Source organism: Chelatococcus composti, from assembly GCF_014201415.1.
Taxonomy (GTDB): domain Bacteria; phylum Pseudomonadota; class Alphaproteobacteria; order Rhizobiales; family Beijerinckiaceae; genus Chelatococcus_A; species Chelatococcus_A composti.
The window spans coordinates 421,968-437,746 of the sequence record NZ_JACHEH010000001.1 but is presented as its reverse complement, the minus strand read 5'-3'; the positions used below and the strand labels follow the sequence as shown (position 1 = coordinate 437,746).

The following is a 15,779-nucleotide window of genomic DNA, read 5'->3' as shown; positions in this document are numbered from 1 at the left end:
GACCCCCGTCATGAGCGCGAACGACTGGCGGCAGGCCTGCCGCATGGCGTTCGGAGCCTTCGCCGGCTGGACGCTGGCAACGCTCCTTGCCTGGCCCTATGCCGTCTACTACGCCGTCTACCCGCTGGTCCTGATCGGTCTGGCGCCGGCATTCGACCGGCACATCGCCCTGCAGTTCCTCGTCAGCGCCCCGACGGGGATGGTTGCCGCCGGCATCATGGTGGCCGTGCTGTCCACGCATCCCGTCGTCATGACGGCGGCCTACCTGGGCTTCGTCAGCATCTGCTTCTGGCTGATGACCAGCCCGCGAAAGCTCTTCATGTTCGGCGCCCTGTCGCTGGCCATCTCCAGCGGCCTCGTCCACTACGGCAGCTATCCGCAGATGTTGTGGGAGGAGCTGTTCTGGGCTGCCTGCGGCTCCATCGTCTGCAGCGTCGCCCTGTACTATGCGGCGTTCACCATCTTTCCGGACGCGGAGCCCCGCGCGCCCCGCGTTCCGCCACCCCGGACCCCGGCGCAGCGGCGCCACATCGTCCTGCTCTGCGCACTGGGCGCAACAGGGTCGTTCACGTTTTTCCAGCTGTTCGAGATGAGCGACTCGCTGAGCGCGCAGATGGCGACCGTGCTTATCCTGCTCGCGCTGAGCCACGACGGCATCTGGAGCGCCGGCCGCACGCGCCTTTACGGCTCGGTCATCGGCTCGGTCCATGCCACGCTCGCCCAACTGGCGATCTCAGGTCACTCGAGCTTCTGGCCGCTGACTGCCTGCGCCTTCCTGGTGGGCCTCATCTGGTTCAGCGCGGCGCACACCCGCGAGGGAATCCCCGGTAAGGGCTTTGCCGCCGTCACGGCGCTCGCAATCCTCTTCGGCCTGCTCACGCCGACCGACGACATGATCCAGAACTCGCTGTACCGCGGTGTATCCGTGGTCATCTCAATCACACTGATGCTGGTGTTCATCTCGCTGCTGCACCGGGCGCTCAACCTCTTTCCCCACACACGCTGGACGACAGAAGGCTGAGAGCAGGTGGGCGAAGCCCGCTCCGCTCCCGCGCGGGCGGAAATGCGGCACACGCGCAGCGCCGATCCCGCACAGGAAAAGCAGGCCTAAGTTGCAAGAGAGATCCGATATGACTGGAAAGAGCTTCTGCGCCGAAAAGCGCCTTTTCCTGCCCTTCATGGCTGGCTTCTACGCCAACGTCGCCCAGCCGGTCGGTTGGGCCGCCTTTCGGCTCATCATCGGCGGTCATCTGGTGGTCGCGGGCTGGCCCAAGATCCTCGCGCCCTTGGCCCAGGCCGGTTTCGTGGAGAGCATCGGCCTTTATCCCGGCTGGCTGTTCTCGCCGGTGCTGGCGGCGCTCCAGTTCGTCGGCGGGCTCCTGATCTGCCTCGGCCTGCTGACGCGCCCCGTCGCCTTTGCCAATGCGGTCATGCTGCTCGTCACCCTCTGGTTTCACGCCGTCCATCCCTACGGCGAGGCGTTCCTGACCGCCGAGGGCCTGAGATTCCTGTCGAACGCCTCCCACTACCTGACACAGGCGGGCCAGCAACGCCTCCTGGTCGATGGAGGGCACGCGTTTCTGATGGAGGTGCAGGAGAAGGCGGTGTTCAACTCGACGTTCTGGGCCGCCGGCGCCGGTCTCATCGCCGCCTTTGGCGGAGGTCCCTTCTCGATCGACCGGCTCGTGATCCGGCGCGAGTTCTGATCGCCGGCAGAGATCTCCCCGACGGCGGCAACGCGCGACCTGCGACTACCAGCCTCTCGCCTCCCGGCCGATGACCTCCACACTCCAGTCAACGAAAGCGCGAACGGCCGGCGAAAGATGGCGGCTTTGCGGATAGAGCGCCGACAACGGGTCGGTCGATGGCTCCGCATGGGCCAGAAGCCTGACCAAGCGCCCCTCGGCCAGATGCTCACGCACCACGAAGCTCCCCGCGCGGATGAGGCCCAGCCCTGCCACTCCCGCGGCGACATATGCATCCGTGTCATCCACGGTGATACTGTCCTTCATCGACACGATGACAGTCTCATCGCCGTCCCGGAACGTCCAGTTCGTGGAGCGGCTCCTGCGACTGTCGGCGTAGCCCACGGCCAGATGAGCCTGCAGGTCGGCCAGGCTCCGCGGTTCGCCGTATCGCCGCAGATAGGCGGGCGACGCGCACACGTACCACGGGAAACGGGCGAGCCGCCGGAGCACGAGGTTTGACAGCTGTGGCTCACCGGCCCTGATGACACAGTCGACCCCCTCATGAACAAGATCGATCACCGCATCGCTCAGGTGCAGGTCGATGTAGATGCCCGGATGCCGCGCCGCGAACTGCGGAAGCGCCGGAATGATGACGTGGCGCGCGAGCGTGGGCGTTGTACCGACGCGCACGGTTCCCCGGATCGTGCCGCCCCGGCCGGCCACCTCCCCCTCCGCGGCCTCGATGTCACGCAGGATGGCCTTGCAGCTCTCGTAATAGCGCAACCCCGCGTCGGTGACGCTGACCGCCCGGGTCGTCCTGTTGAGCAGCTGGACACCGAGATGCGCCTCCAGATCCTTGATGGTCTTGGTCACCGTTGAGGGCAGGATACGGAGCGTTTCGGCAGCGCGCTTGAAGCCTCCTGTCTCCACGACGAGCGTGAACGTTTCCATCGCCTGAAGCCGATCCATCTTTTCATTCCCCGCCCTGCCGATCCGGCCCTGGTGCGCCGCGACTAGCGGCGCACGGATTGCACCATGCGCGCGTGCTCCGGCGATTATTCATTCTATACGAACAACGAGATCAGTTTCTTCGCTCTTATCCCACGTGCGTCCGCAGCCATATGCTCGGTGACGGGATGCAAAGGCGTTCAGATATCACCGTCATGCTTCTAACGCACAAGGACAAGAACGATGAACATACATACGACGGATATCCAAAACTCACAATCTGACATCATTATACTAAATAATCTCGTCCAGGATTGGGTCGAGACAGGCTGGCGACATACCCCGGAAGCGCCTTTCGACTTCCGCGAGCGCCTCGAACGCTTCTACGACTGGTCATCCGAGGGAACCCAGTTCTTCGACGATTTCGACCAGAAGCGGCGCGTTAACAGAAATGTCGCCCAGTATGCCGCGATCTGGGACGAGGTCATTCCGCGCATGCGGCGCCTCACAAACATCCTTGTGGGACGCCCGAGCACGCTCGTGTCGTCCGACCTCGCCGTCACAAGCGTCCAGTTCATCACCTCCTTCGTGACTGCAGAAGGCGAGGAAGGCCGGGCGCACACGCTTTCGAGCCTCGTTTGGCGCCGATCCGCCAACGGATGGCGCATCATCCGCGAGCACGGCAGCGGTCTTCCCTCCCAGGACGAATAACCCGGCTCCCGTCCTCCCGACCGGACCGAAGCTGGCTCTTCAACTGGAGCTATACCCATGACATTCGGATCAAGACTCCTCATCGACGGGGAACTCGTGGCCGGTGACTACACCCTCGACGTGGTCAACCCGGCCACGGGCGAAGTGTTTGCGACGGTGGCACGCGCGTCTCGCCGGCAGGCGGAAGCGGCCATTGAGGCTGCGAAGAGGGCCCAGCCGGCCTGGGACGCGCTGGAGTGGGATGCACGAAGCGATCTCTTGAAGGCTCTCGCCGACGCCGTGGAAGAACGGCGGCAGGACTTCATCGACACGATGGTCGCCGAACAGGGCAAGCCGCGCGTCGAAGCCGCGCAGGAGGTGGATTATTCCATCGCCTTCATCCGCCACTTCGCTGGGCTCAGACTGCCCGAGAAGGACATTCGGATGCAGGGCGGCCGGGTCGAGCTGCGCCACCGCCCTCTCGGGGTCGTGGCGGGGATCAGCCCGTGGAACTTCCCGCTGCTCATTCCCGCGGCCAAGATCGCCCCGGCGCTCGTCACCGGAAACACGATGGTGATGAAGCCGGCGCCCACGACACCGATCCTCACCCTGATGCTCGGTGAGCTGGCAGCCGCCATTCTGCCTGCGGGCGTGCTCAACGTCATCACGGACCAGAATGACTTAGGCGACCTGCTCACCTCGCATCCGGACATCGCCAAGGTCACATTCACGGGCTCCACGGCGACCGGGCGGCGGATCATGGCGAGCGCGGCGCCGACGCTGAAGCGGCTGACGCTGGAGCTGGGCGGCAACGACGCGGCGATCGTGCTTGAGGACGTGAACGTCGAAGAGACCACGGAGCGCATCTTCAACGCCGCCTTCTTCAACACGGGCCAGGCATGCCTCGCCATCAAGCGGGTCTATGTCGCGGACACGATCTACGACGCGTTCAGCGAAGCGATTGCGCGCCGCGCCCGCGAAGCCGTCGTCGGCCCGGGCAACGACCCGGCCTCCCGGTTCGGCCCACTGCAGAACCGCCAGCAGTTCGAGAAGGCGAAGTACTTCCTCGAGGTCGCACGCCGCGACGGACACATCATCGCCGGAGGCTCGACAATCGATGGACCCGGCTACTTTGTCCGGCCGACCGTGGTGCGCGACATCAACGATTCCAGCGAGCTCGTCGCGCAGGAGCAGTTCTGCCCGATTTTGCCGATCGTCGGCGTCGCGGACGGCGAGGAAGCTCTCACACTGGCCAACCACAGCGACTTCGGCCTGGGCGGCTCGGTCTGGTCCGGCGATCCCGCGCGCGCAAAGGAGCTCGCGCAGCGGATGCAGTCAGGCACGGTCTGGGTGAACCAGCATCTCAACTTCGGCCCGGACGTGCCGCTCGCGGGCGCCAAGCAATCCGGCATCGGGGTGGAGTGGACGGAGCTCGGTCTCGCCGAGTTCTGCCAGGTCAATGTCATCAATCAGGCTGCCTGACCGCCCCCTTCCAGCAGATTCAACGTGAGCAAGTGAAAGGACACGCAAATGGCTACGGACAACGGAAAGGTCGACACGCGCGACATCCTCGTGCTCGGCGCCGGACAGCTGGGCATGGCCGTCCTGCGGGCGCTCGCGCCGCGAATTCGCGCGGCAGGCAATTCCATCACCTGCCTGGTGGCGCCCCAGATGCTGAACAATCCCTCCGAGCAGGAAAAGGCCAATCTCGAGGAGCTGCGCTCGCTCGGCGTGACGGTCATCAGCCTCGACCTGAGCGCGGACGAGGACTCGCTGGCCGAGGCCTTCCGCCCCTACCGAACTGTCGTGAACTGCACAGGCTTCGTCGCCGGACCCGGCACGCAGCTGCGCATCACCCGCGCAGTGATCAAGGCGGGTGTCAGACGGTACTTCCCGTGGCAGTTCGGCGTCGATTACGACATCGTCGGGCGTGGAAGCGGACAGCCCGTCTTTGACGAGCAGTACGAGGTGCGTCAGCTGCTCCGCTCCCAAGATGCGGTGGAGTGGGTGATCGTCTCGACCGGCATGTTCACCAGCTTCCTGTTCGAGCCCTCGTTCGACGTGGTCAATCTCGACCGCGGTACGATCCACGGGCTCGGCAGCTGGGACACGAAGGTGACGGTGACGACACCCGAGGACGTGGGCAGGCTGACCACCGAAATTCTTCTCTCGGAGCCGCGCATCGCCAACGAGGTGGTTTTCGTCGCCGGGGACACCATCTCCTACGGCCACCTCGCCGAGGTTGTCGAGCGTGTCACGGGCCGCACGTTCGAGAAGACCGAGTGGACCCTGGACAAGCTGCGGGCCGACCTGGCTGAAGCACCGAGCGACGTGATGGTCCGCTATCGCGCGGCGTTCGCCCTCGGCGACGGCATGTGGTGGGACAAGTCCGGCACCTTCAACGAGCGGCGCCGCATCAAGGTCACCGACGTTGAAGGCTACCTGCGCGCGCGCCTCGGTCACTGATCCGCTGTCGCCCCCTGTGCCGCGAGCAGGGGGCAACTCCGGCGAAGCGGCGTCCGCTGCATGGGATGCATGATGCGCCCTGCCCGGACGCCCGGCAGCCCCATCGAAGCCCCCTCGGACCCTCAAGCCCGAGGGGGCTGCTGTCATGAAAGATGCCCCGTGCGGTCGCGGCAGGCCCACCCAAGGAGCCGCCCCTTGCCCGGATGAGGAACTGCGATCAGGGCAGCGGCAGCCAAGCCCTCTTCTCTCAGCACTACGTCCTCACATACTGCTTTGACCAAATGACCATAAATAGTTGCCATTCATGACTTACTGGAACCCGATGATTGGATGGCCCAGCTGGCCGAGCATCGGCGCCCGACCATCGACGACCCGGCATGACAGACGTCCCCGGACATGACGTCCGCCGCCCGACAGCTGGGATCGGAGATACAGACGAAGAAATGGCCGCGGCGATGCCGCGGCCACGGAAACAGGACCAGCGATGCAGCGGCATGTCAGCCGGGAATCAGGCTGGCGGCAATGCTGCCCCTTCTCTCGTCCGTCCGAACTTCCCGCTGTCAGAAGCCGGCGAGTACAACCTTGCCCTGCGCCTTTCCGCTCTCGATGAGCGCGTGGGCGCGGCGCAGGTTCTCCGCGTTGATGGCGCCCAGCTGGTGATTGACGGTGCTCCGGATGCGGCCGGCGTCCACCAGCTCGGCCACCTCCGTCAGCAGCCGTCCCTGCTCGCCCATGTCGGGCGTCTCGAACAGCGAACGGGTGAACATCAGCTCCCAGTGCAGCGCGATGGACTTCGTCTTCAGCTTCAGGATGTCCAGCGGATCATCGTCGATCACAGCCATCGCGCCCTGCGGCCTGAGGCTTTCGACGATCTCGTCGAGGTGCTGCCCAGTCCGGGTCAGCGCAGCGACGTAGTCGACCGCGCCGACGCCCGCTGCCTTCAGCCCGGCCGACAGCGGCTGCCGGTGGTCGATCACCGCATGGGCGCCGAGATCGAGGCACCACTGGCGGGTTTCCGGTCGCGACGCCGTCGCGATGACGGACAGCTGCGTGAGCTGCCGGGCGAGCTGGATCAGGATGGAGCCGACGCCGCCGGCACCGCCGACGATCAGCAGTGTCTGCCCGACGCCCCCGCCCTTGCCGATACGCAGGCGGTCGAAGAGCATCTCGTAGGCCGTGATCGACGTCAGCGGCAGGGCGGCAGCCGCCACATCGTCGAGCGAGCGCGGCGCGCGCGCGACGATCCTCTCGTCCACGGCGTGCAGCTCGCTGTTGGCACCGGGCCGGTTTATGGCGCCGGCATAGTAGACGCGATCGCCCGGGGCAAACTGGCTGACGTCGCGCCCCACGGCCTCGACCACGCCGACCGCATCCCAGCCGAGCACCTCAACCTGTCCTTCCGCCGGCTTGCGTGCCTGGCGGATCTTCGTATCGACCGGGTTCACAGAGATGGCCTTGACCCGGACCAGCAGGTCGCGCGGGCGGAAGGCCGGGGTTGGCAGCTCGACATCCTCGAGCGACCTGTCGTCCGTGATCGGCTGGTTCTGGCGGTATCCAACAGCTTTCATGGTGGCCGTCCTTTCAGGAGAGGAAGAACGGACCGCACGATATCCTTCAATAAGTGTTTGATAAGAGAAGCCATATTGATACATATTCAAATGATGATTGAAAATATCGGTGATTTGCGGGTGCTGTTGCAGACTGCTCGCGCCGGCAGCCTCACGGGGGCAGCGAGGGCCCTCGGCGTCACGCCGGCAGCAGCCAGTGCGGCCCTGAAACGGATGGAAACGCAGCTTGGCGTTCGCCTGTTCGAACGCTCCACGCGGACCATGCGGCTGACGCCGCAAGGGCAGATCTTGCTGAACTATGCGAGCCGGGCCTTCGATCTCATCGCGGAGGGCGAGGCACAGGCGACCAGCGACAGGGCCGGCCTGGTGGGCCTGATCCGCGTCGCGGCACCGTCCGACCTGACGCGCTCGACGCTCCTGCCCATGCTGGACGAATTTCTGGAGGCGCACCCCGGCGTGCAGCTGGCCCTGTCGGTAGGCGACCGGCCGCTCGACGTGGTGCGCGACGAGGTCGATCTCGCGATCCGCTACGGGCACCTCGTCGACTCACGGCTGGTGGCCCGCCCCCTCATGGACACCGCGCCCGTGGTCGTCGCCGCGCCCGCCTATCTGGTGCGGCACCCCGCACCGAAGACGCCGATGGACCTCATCCGCCACAACTGCCTTGCCTACGACCGCGCCGGCCGGCCTCACCGCACCTGGCGCTTCACCCGCTACGGCCAGTCGATCGAGGTGCACGTGAGCGGGAACCGCAGCGTCGACGACGCGTCGCTCGCCCGCCAATGGGCCGTCGCGGGGGCCGGCATCCTCCTCAAGACCCCGGTCGAGATGCGGCACGAGATGCGCGACGGGCGTCTCGTTCGCCTGCTGGCGGACTGGCAGCTCGACCACTATCCGCTGAACGTGATCCTGCCCAGCGGCCGCTTCATTCCGGTGCGTGTGCGCACGCTGGTGAACTTCCTCGCCAACCGCTTCAGGCGCATATCGAAAGAGCTGTACGACCTGCTAGCATGAGGTGCCCGGCCCGTCAGCGGACGCGCTTCACGGCCCCTCGTCGCCGCCGAAGAGGTCACCGAAGAATCCATCGAAGAAGCCGCCCCCCTCGTCGTTGGCCGCGTGTTCAGGCGCTGCGGCGGGCGGCACTTCAGCAGCCTGCGTCGCAATGCCGCCGAACAGGCTTCCTATGGCAGCACCCAGCAGCATGCCGCCGGTGACGCCGAGTGCGGTCTGCGCTGCGCCGGCCAGGGAGCTGCCATGGCCGGACTGCCGTTTTTCGGCCGGCGGGGCCGTCCCCAGGTCCTCCTGCCCCGCCGCGCTGCACGGCACCGAGGGGACGGAGCCGCGGCTCGGCTGGTCGCCGCCGAAGACCCCCGTCAGGAGGCGGCCGGTCCGGCGCGACGCCTCGCGCTCCAGCTCCTTGATGCGTCGCTGCGCTTCCTGAAGTGCATAGTCCTGCATGACGATAGTCTGCGCCATGTAGTACGGGGCGCCCGGCTGCTGCGCGATGCGCTCGCGGATGAAGTTCTCAGCCTCGTGATCCCGCGGGCCCGCCTGGCGCTCGACCTCGCGGAGGCGCGCAAACAAGCCCTCGATCGCCTGCCGGTCCTGATTGTCCATTGTCGTGAAGCTCCGCCGTCTGCGGCCTGCCGTTCTCCAGTGACGCCCGAAAGCAGCCGGCAAGATGTTGACGAAATTGAGATAGTCGCAAACGTACCGAAATGCGTAGAGGCCAAGGCCTCGGCGATGATACCGCGAGGGCATGTGGCCCCACACGGGCTTCAGCGCCAGGGCCGTGCCCCGCGTCGCAGCGGCACGGCCCTGCCCTCGGCCAGTCGATGGAGAGGCAGCCTCAGCGGCCTGCACGCCCATCGAGAGCCGATACCGCAGCCTTCACGCCCTGATGCGGAAGGCAAGAACCGGCAAGTCATCCATCTGGAGCGTTTCGGCGACCGCGGGAACGGGCCCGCGCTCGAAAAGCTCCCGCAACGCGGCGGGCTTCGGCTCAACGCCCAGGATGATCGCCTGAACGATCGGCCCCTCCTTCAGCCGCAGATGGCCGTAGACATAGGGCGCGATCTTCTCGAAACGCGGATGGCAGGCGGGCGAGAGGTTGTGGGTCGCATAGAGCAACGTCGCCTCCCCGCTCAGCTCCACCGGCTCGACTTCCCAGCTTCCGCAACGCTCGCAACAGCCGGTTGGCGGGAAGGTGTGAGTGCCGCAGGACTTGCAGGTGACGGCCAGCAGTTTTCCTTGCGCCAGCTTCTCGTAGTAGGAGCGGATCACGCTCGGCTGTTCTTGAACGGCGTTCATCTCACATGCTCCCCAGGACAAGCACGGCACCGATCATGGCGTAGCCGTGGGTATGGATGACCGAAACTTCCGGGGCCTTCGGGATCTGCCGCGCCCCGGCCTGCCCCCGCATCTGCAGGACGGCCTCGTAGGTGTCCGATCCGGCACTCGCCCCCCAGGCATGGCCGAAGGCGTGACGCCCGCCATGGGTGGACATGGGGCGGTCGCCGTCAAACCGCAGGCGGCCTTCACGGGCGGCCTGAAGTCCCTTGCCCGGCTCTAGGTAGCCGATTGTCTCGGCCGTACAGATGCTGCTGATGTGCGAGCAGTCGTGCGTGTGCAGGTAGTCGATGTCAGCGGCCTTGATGCCCGCCATGTCGAACGCCGCATCGACCGCGCGCCTGTCGAACTCCCAATAAGTCGGGTCTTCGCCATACCACGGCAGGTCGCTGTAGCTGACGCCGAAGCCCTTGACCTCGACGGGCTGCGACTTGCCGCCCCTGGCGAGGTCGGCGCGGGTCAGCACCATGGCGGAAGCGCCGTCGGCGGTCGTCACCAAGCTGAGCAGACGCGAAGGCCAGGCGACGAACGGATTGTGCTCGTCCGACTGCCAGTATTCGTAGGGGTCGGAGTAGCCGGCGCGGGCCGCGCGGGCCTCCAGCGTCTCCTGAATATTGGCCTTGGGGTTCAGCGAGCCGTGGAACCGCCGCGTGCGGCAGAGCTCGTACATGGAGCGGTCGAAATCCTCGATCGAGACGCCGTACTTGCGGCAGTACCCCAGCGAGACGAGGCCATTGTAGGTGGAGAAGATGTCGTAACCCTGGGCCACGGCATAGGCCTGGTTCACGGCCATGTCGGTCCACAACCAGGTCTGCTGGTGGGAAATCGGCTCGCGCTCATAGGGACTGTGGCCCTTCACCTTGGTGCGCGTCGTCTCGAGGCCGAAGACGAGGACCGTGTCGTACACACCGGCCGCAATCGACATGGCCGCCAGAATGGCACCGATGTTGGTGGTCGAGCACTGGGCCTCGAAATGCACGCCCGCCTTGAACTGCGTGCCCGTCCACTTCGACAGCTGCGAATAGGTCGCAGGCACCTGCGAGCTGTGAACCATGGCGTTGCCGGCGAACACCGCGTCCACGTCCTGTCCGGTCAGTCCCGCATCATCGAGCGCTTCCTTGACCGCGCGCGCCGTCAGCTCCTGGATGGTGAGACCCTTGAGGTCGGGCGTTCGAAGCAAATCACCGAAACGGGAACATCCGACGCCGGAAATGGCGACACGTTCTTTCAGCTGATTTCTCATGACACCGATAGTCCTCCATGCTTGACCGCCGCATGGAGAGCTTCGCAAGGACTGCCGGCCACTGAATTGACCCCCGTCAATTCGGCAACATTTCGTGGAATCTGGACGACGGTGGCGACCCGCAGGCCCATGGCGGCGGCAGGAGTCCGGCGCGCTGGCCGTGCCGCGTCAGACCGGCGAATGTTCAGGCACGGTCGGCGCCGGCGTGAAAAGCTGGTGGAACCGCGTGATCAGCCTCTGCATCGCCGGGTGGCGCTGGCCGGGGCGTGTGACGACATGGAAACGGTTGGGGTTGACGGCCCTCTGCTCGTGGACGGGCACGAGCCCCAGGCTGCGGGAAAAGGCGAGCCCGTAGGGATCGCGCACGAGGGATATACCGAGGCCAGCCGCAGCAGCCAGCAGGGCGAGGTCGTGCCCCTGCAGGATACGATCCTGCGGCCGCAGCGCATAGTCGACAGAGAGGCCGGTCAGCCAGTGGCGCCAGCCGATCGTCGAGGCATCGTGAAGCAACGGATGCTCCAGCAGCCTCTCCGGCGAAGGGGAGCAGCCGAGGGCGCCGGCGAGCGAGGGCGCCGCGACGGGATAGAGCGTCTCCGTGACGAGCGGCTCGGCAACGACGCCAGGCCAGTCGCCCTTGCCGAGCCGGATCGCCATACGCGCATCGGACAGCGTCATCAGGCGATCGTCGACGTCGGGCTCGACACGCAGATCGGCGGGTGTCCCTTCCAGAAACGGCAGGTTCGGGATCAGCCACAGCCGCGCGAAGGATGCCACCACGCCGACGCGGATGACCGGAAGCTCACCCTCCCCCCTGCGGGAGGGCCGCCCATCCTCCAGCATGGTGATGGCCGTTTCAATCCGGGCGACGAGCTGTTCACCTTCCAGCGTGGGGCGGACGCCCCGGCCGTGCCGCATGAAGAGAGGCCGACCGGCCCAGTGCTCCACCGCCGCGATCCTGCGGCTCACCGCACCATGCGTGATGCCGAGCCGTTCCGCTGCGGCGCTGAAGGATCCCAGCGTTGCAGCAGCCACCACCGCCTGCAGGTATTCGAGCGGAGGAAGAGACAAGATGTGCATGACGCTCATAGCTGAATGTAGATCGGCGCGATATGTCAATAGCTGCGTCTGTGGCACATAGCTCGTATGTCGAACACACGCTCCATCCCGGGGCTTCTGCCCGCCCTCGCCGTCGCCGGCACGGTGCTGACCTGGTCGGCGTCCTTCCCGGCCATCCGGTTTGCCCTGCGCGAGCTTTCTCCGCTGCCGCTCGCCTCGCTGCGCTTCGCCCTTGCGGCGCTCTTCGTGGGCGCATGGCTCGCCTGGCGGCGGCCGCGGGGCTTTTCCGCGCGGGACTACGGGCGGGTGGCGCTGTGCGGGTGCCTGGGCATCGCGCTCTACAACATCCTGCTCAACCTAGGGCAGGCCGAGGTGTCCGCCGGGGCGGCGAGCTTCATCGTCAATACCCAGCCGCTTTTCATGGCGCTGCTCGCCGTCATCTTCCTCCGCGAGGTCTTCACGCCCTGGGGCTGGCTGGGGGCCGTGACCGGCCTCGCCGGGGTTGCCGTGATCGCCTGGGGGCAGCCGGGCGGCATCGCGTTCGGCGCCGGCTCAAGCCTCGTCCTCGGCGCCGCTGTCTGTGCCGCGCTCTACTCCGTGCTCCAGCGCGACCTGCTGCAGCGGCTGGCCCCGCCCGACGTGACCGCCTTCGTGCTGCTGGCTGGCGCGGTGATGCTGTTGCCCTGGCTGCGCGACGGCCTTTCCGAGGTGCGTGCAGCCGGCACGGACACCATGCTGTCAGTGATCTTCCTAGCCATCGGGCCGGGCATCGTCGGACAGGCGTGCTGGACCTATGCGATCCGCAGCTTCGGTGCTGCCCGCGCCGGCATGTTTCTCTATCTCATCCCGCCCTGTGCGGTAGTCCTGGCCTGGATCGCCCTCGGCGAGGCACCGTCTCTCGCCACCCTTCTGGGCGGCAGCCTCGCGCTTGCCGGCGTCGTCATCGTCAACAGCCTCGGCCGGCGCGGCGCGCAGTCGAGACCGTTGCCGAGACAGCCGGAACCCGCTGCCGGGCGTGACTGACCGGACAGGCGGGCCGGCAAGCCAGCCCCATGACCGTCGAAGGCGGCCTTCAGCGGGACGTCAGCAGGATGACGCCGCCAATCAGGACCGCGCAGCCGACGAGCCGCCACGGGCCCACCTTCTCGCGCAGGATCAACATGCCCATGAGTGCCCCGACCATCATCGACATCTCGCGCATCGGTGCGACGACACTCAGCGGAGCGCCAAGATTCAGCGCCGTCAGCACGAGAATGTAGGAGAGCGGTGACAGCAGGCCGACGCCGATGGCTCTGAGCCAGTGGCCGCGCATGGCGGCTGCGGCGCGGCGCGGGTTGGCGATGACGACGGGCGCCAGCAGGAAGAAGCGCACCAGGTTCGAGAACCAGTCGAGGATCACGGGCGCGATGCCGAGCGCCTTGACGGCATAGGCGTCAACCACGGTGTAGGAGGCGATCAGGCCGCCCGTCACCGTCCCCCAGCTGACGCCCACCCGCCCTCCCGGCTTGCGGAAGGCGGAGAGGTCACCCTGCGTCGCAATCAGGCCGATGCCGGTCACGACGGCGACGAGGCCCGCGACGACCGCGAGCGTCGGCTGCTCGCCGAGGATCAGCACCGCCCCGATGCTCGAGAGCATCGGACCCGTGCCCCGGGCGACGGGGTAGACGACGGAAAAGTCGGCGTGCTGGTAGCCCCGTTGCAGGCACAGGCTGTAGGCCAGATGGACGAGGCCGCTGAGAACGATGAAGGTAACTCCCTCCCAGCTCCATCGCATGTCTCCGCCCGCCATCAGGTAGACCACCCACGGCAGGTACGCGACACAGGCGACGACATTGTAGACGAACACGAAGGCCGCTCCGGCGGACGAGGCACGCTTGGCCAGGAGGTTCCAGGTCGCGTGGACGAAGGCTGCCGTGATGACGAGCAGGATCGGGCCAAAGGTCATGCCCGCCCCCGGCGCTTCATGGTGCACCGATCACTGCCGGGGCGGGCGAGGCAGAGTGAAAGGCTCATCCTGCTTTCTCCGGAAAGGTGTGCTGCATTCGCACCCCTGCATTTTCCAAAAGCCGCCCGGACGCCGGGCGCGATCCGTCCGGCGCACGGACGCACCAGGGACGGTCGGAGGCGGCGAGGAAAATTCAGTTTTATGAACTTCGCAGCGGACATGGCTGCACGCTATAATGGGGAAAAACGGGCGCGAAAAACGAGAAGTAATCACTTCCTATACAAGGAAAACGCACATGGCGCGCCGCCTGCCCTCGCTCAACGCCCTGCGTGCATTCGAGGCCGCCGGGCGGCACGGCCTCATGAAGCTGGCTGCCGAGGAGCTGCACGTCACCCACAGCGCCATCAGCCGCCAGATCCAGAATCTCGAGGAGGCGCTCGGCGTGCGCCTGTTCGAAGGGCCGAAGAACGCGCCGAGGCTGACCGACGCGGGCCGGACGCTGCTGCCGGCGCTGAGCGAGGCTTTCGACCGTATCGACGCGGCGGTGCGCCTCGTCGCCAGCGCGGAGGAAGGTCATCTCGACGTGTCTTGCCTCGGCACCTTCCTGATGAAATGGCTGATCCCGCGGCTCCACCGCTTCCGCCAGAGCCATCCCGCCATCACCATCAGGCTCAGCACCGCGGACACGCCGGTCGACTTCTCGCGGGAGAGCTTCGATGTCGCGATCCGCGTCGGCGCCGGCCCCTGGCCGGAGGACGCCGAAGTGATCCCTCTCTTCGCCGAGCGGTTCGGCCCGGTCTGCTCGCCGAAGCTCGGCGCGGGGCCGGACAACCTCTTCTCGCTGCCGATGCTGCAGACGCAGACGCGCCGCTCGGCATGGAGCGACTGGTGCGAGCGTGCCGCTGTTGACGTGGAACTGCGGCCGGCCAGCGAGTTCGAGCACTTCTACTTCATGCTGGAGGCCGCCGTCGGCGGCCTCGGCGTCGGGATCGCCCCCTGGCCTCTCGTGGCGGACGACATCGCCGCGAGCCGGCTCGTCGCGCCCTACGGTTTCATCGACAGCGGGCAGGACTACGTCACGCTGCGCCGGCGGAACCACAACCGCAAGGCGGAAGCCTTCTGCAGCGGGCTGCACGATGTCGCGGCCGAGTTCCCCAGCGGCCCCGAGCCTGCCGGCTCCACAACCTGACGCTTCTGCCAACGCCGATCAGCCCTGGCGGCGGAACCGCGATCACGGCCCGCAAGAATTTTTCGTGAGCGGCGGAACCTCGTCCCTTGCCGCTGGTTGGTAGACGTCCAGCCGGCGATGGTGCGTCGCCCCCAACCCCCCTTCCCCTGGTCTGCGACGTGGCAGACGCCGGCTGGGCCCTTCCTCCGCCGGCCCTTCGGCCGTCTTCGGGGCTGCGGGCCGGCCCCGACCATCCCCGGCACGCTGCCGCCAGCGCCCTGCGCGCCCCTCACACGAGGGCCGCGACAGCGACGATGACGACGGCCGCGGCCGCGGCGATGCTGGCGCCGACTAGGATGGCGCGGCGGCTGTCCGGCGGCCGGGACGGCGGCGGCGGCAGCGCCTCGTTCTCCATGTGCAGTTCCGCAGTGGTTGCGGGCGTGCCAGCCGCCTCATCGTCCGTACCGAGTGGCGCGGCGGCCGGGTCGGGAAAGGCCACCTTGTCCCTCGTCCTGCCGAGATCGACGTCGTGTCGCAGTCGCGCTACGGCGGCCGGATCGTCGGACGGGGCCTTCATCGGTCGTGCATCGGTCATGGACATTCACCTTGCTCGTGGGGGAACTCCTCCAACCGCCCCGCGAGCAGACGGTTCCCGGCG

At 66.8% G+C, this 15,779-nt stretch carries 16 protein-coding genes; 8 read left to right on the top strand and 8 right to left on the bottom strand.

From position 1 onward, the window contains the following. Nucleotides 1–10 precede the first annotated feature (10 nt). Nucleotides 11–1,021 carry a DUF2955 domain-containing protein gene (locus HNQ73_RS02190; RefSeq protein ID WP_183331780.1) on the top strand — a complete coding sequence of 337 codons (1,011 nt, stop codon included), beginning with the start codon at nt 11–13 and terminating at the stop codon, nt 1,019–1,021. Between the two features lie 109 nt (nt 1,022–1,130). Beyond that, nucleotides 1,131–1,706 carry a DoxX family protein gene (locus tag HNQ73_RS02185; protein WP_183331778.1) on the top strand — a complete coding sequence of 192 codons (576 nt, stop codon included), beginning with the start codon at nt 1,131–1,133 and terminating at the stop codon, nt 1,704–1,706. Between the two features lie 45 nt (nt 1,707–1,751). Here the strand turns inward: HNQ73_RS02185 and HNQ73_RS02180 are convergent, their stop codons facing one another. Further along, nucleotides 1,752–2,657, bottom strand: coding sequence for a LysR family transcriptional regulator (locus tag HNQ73_RS02180; protein WP_183331776.1), 906 nt, complete (start codon nt 2,655–2,657; stop codon nt 1,752–1,754). Between the two features lie 222 nt (nt 2,658–2,879). On the opposite strand from HNQ73_RS02180, the gene HNQ73_RS02175 reads away from it, so the two are divergent. The 3 genes from HNQ73_RS02175 to HNQ73_RS02165 are packed head-to-tail and all read left to right on the top strand — an operon-like array spanning nt 2,880 to nt 5,792. Continuing rightward, nucleotides 2,880–3,347 carry a Cif family virulence factor gene (locus tag HNQ73_RS02175; protein ID WP_183331774.1) on the top strand — a complete coding sequence of 156 codons (468 nt, stop codon included), beginning with the start codon at nt 2,880–2,882 and terminating at the stop codon, nt 3,345–3,347. 57 nt (nt 3,348–3,404) lie between these two features. After that, entirely contained in the window at nt 3,405–4,808 is a 1,404-nt protein-coding gene (locus HNQ73_RS02170; protein WP_183331772.1) for an aldehyde dehydrogenase family protein, read from the top strand. 48 nt (nt 4,809–4,856) lie between these two features. Further along, entirely contained in the window at nt 4,857–5,792 is a 936-nt protein-coding gene (locus HNQ73_RS02165; protein ID WP_183331771.1) for an aromatic alcohol reductase, read from the top strand. A 560-nt stretch (nt 5,793–6,352) separates the two neighbouring features. Here HNQ73_RS02165 and HNQ73_RS02160 read toward each other — a convergent pair. Continuing rightward, a complete protein-coding gene (locus HNQ73_RS02160; RefSeq protein WP_183331769.1) occupies nt 6,353–7,360 on the bottom strand; it encodes a zinc-binding alcohol dehydrogenase family protein in 1,008 nt (335 codons plus the stop codon). Nucleotides 7,361–7,453: 93 nt separating this feature from the next. On the opposite strand from HNQ73_RS02160, the gene HNQ73_RS02155 reads away from it, so the two are divergent. Continuing rightward, nucleotides 7,454–8,374 (top strand): LysR family transcriptional regulator, encoded by a 921-nt coding sequence (locus HNQ73_RS02155; RefSeq protein WP_210304893.1) that lies wholly within the window; start codon nt 7,454–7,456, stop codon nt 8,372–8,374. Between the two features lie 27 nt (nt 8,375–8,401). On the opposite strand, the gene HNQ73_RS02150 is transcribed toward HNQ73_RS02155, so the two are convergent. The 4 genes from HNQ73_RS02150 to HNQ73_RS02135 all read right to left on the bottom strand — a co-directional run bounded on the left by HNQ73_RS02150 (nt 8,402) and on the right by HNQ73_RS02135 (nt 12,029). Beyond that, nucleotides 8,402–8,977: a DUF2076 domain-containing protein gene (locus HNQ73_RS02150; protein WP_183331764.1), complete on the bottom strand. Its 576-nt coding sequence runs from the start codon at nt 8,975–8,977 to the stop codon at nt 8,402–8,404. 273 nt (nt 8,978–9,250) lie between these two features. Beyond that, nucleotides 9,251–9,670: a Zn-ribbon domain-containing OB-fold protein gene (locus tag HNQ73_RS02145; protein WP_183331762.1), complete on the bottom strand. Its 420-nt coding sequence runs from the start codon at nt 9,668–9,670 to the stop codon at nt 9,251–9,253. A 1-nt stretch (nt 9,671) separates the two neighbouring features. Further along, a complete protein-coding gene (locus HNQ73_RS02140) occupies nt 9,672–10,889 on the bottom strand; it encodes a thiolase family protein (RefSeq protein ID WP_210304892.1) in 1,218 nt (405 codons plus the stop codon). Between the two features lie 231 nt (nt 10,890–11,120). Continuing rightward, complete coding sequence (locus HNQ73_RS02135; protein ID WP_183331758.1) at nt 11,121–12,029, bottom strand: LysR family transcriptional regulator; 909 nt, start codon at nt 12,027–12,029, stop codon at nt 11,121–11,123. 66 nt (nt 12,030–12,095) lie between these two features. Here HNQ73_RS02135 and HNQ73_RS02130 point away from each other — a divergent pair, with 66 nt between their 5' ends. After that, on the top strand, nt 12,096–13,031 hold the full coding sequence (locus tag HNQ73_RS02130; protein ID WP_183331756.1) for a DMT family transporter: 936 nt from the start codon (nt 12,096–12,098) through the stop codon (nt 13,029–13,031). Between the two features lie 49 nt (nt 13,032–13,080). On the opposite strand, the gene HNQ73_RS02125 is transcribed toward HNQ73_RS02130, so the two are convergent. Next, entirely contained in the window at nt 13,081–13,953 is an 873-nt protein-coding gene (locus HNQ73_RS02125) for a DMT family transporter (RefSeq protein ID WP_183331754.1), read from the bottom strand. Nucleotides 13,954–14,248: 295 nt separating this feature from the next. On the opposite strand from HNQ73_RS02125, the gene HNQ73_RS02120 reads away from it, so the two are divergent. Continuing rightward, nucleotides 14,249–15,142, top strand: a complete 894-nt coding sequence (locus tag HNQ73_RS02120) for a LysR substrate-binding domain-containing protein (protein ID WP_183331752.1) — start codon at nt 14,249–14,251, stop codon at nt 15,140–15,142. A 268-nt stretch (nt 15,143–15,410) separates the two neighbouring features. On the opposite strand, the gene HNQ73_RS02115 is transcribed toward HNQ73_RS02120, so the two are convergent. Next, nucleotides 15,411–15,716: a hypothetical protein gene (locus HNQ73_RS02115; RefSeq protein WP_210304923.1), complete on the bottom strand. Its 306-nt coding sequence runs from the start codon at nt 15,714–15,716 to the stop codon at nt 15,411–15,413. Nucleotides 15,717–15,779: the final 63 nt, after the last annotated feature.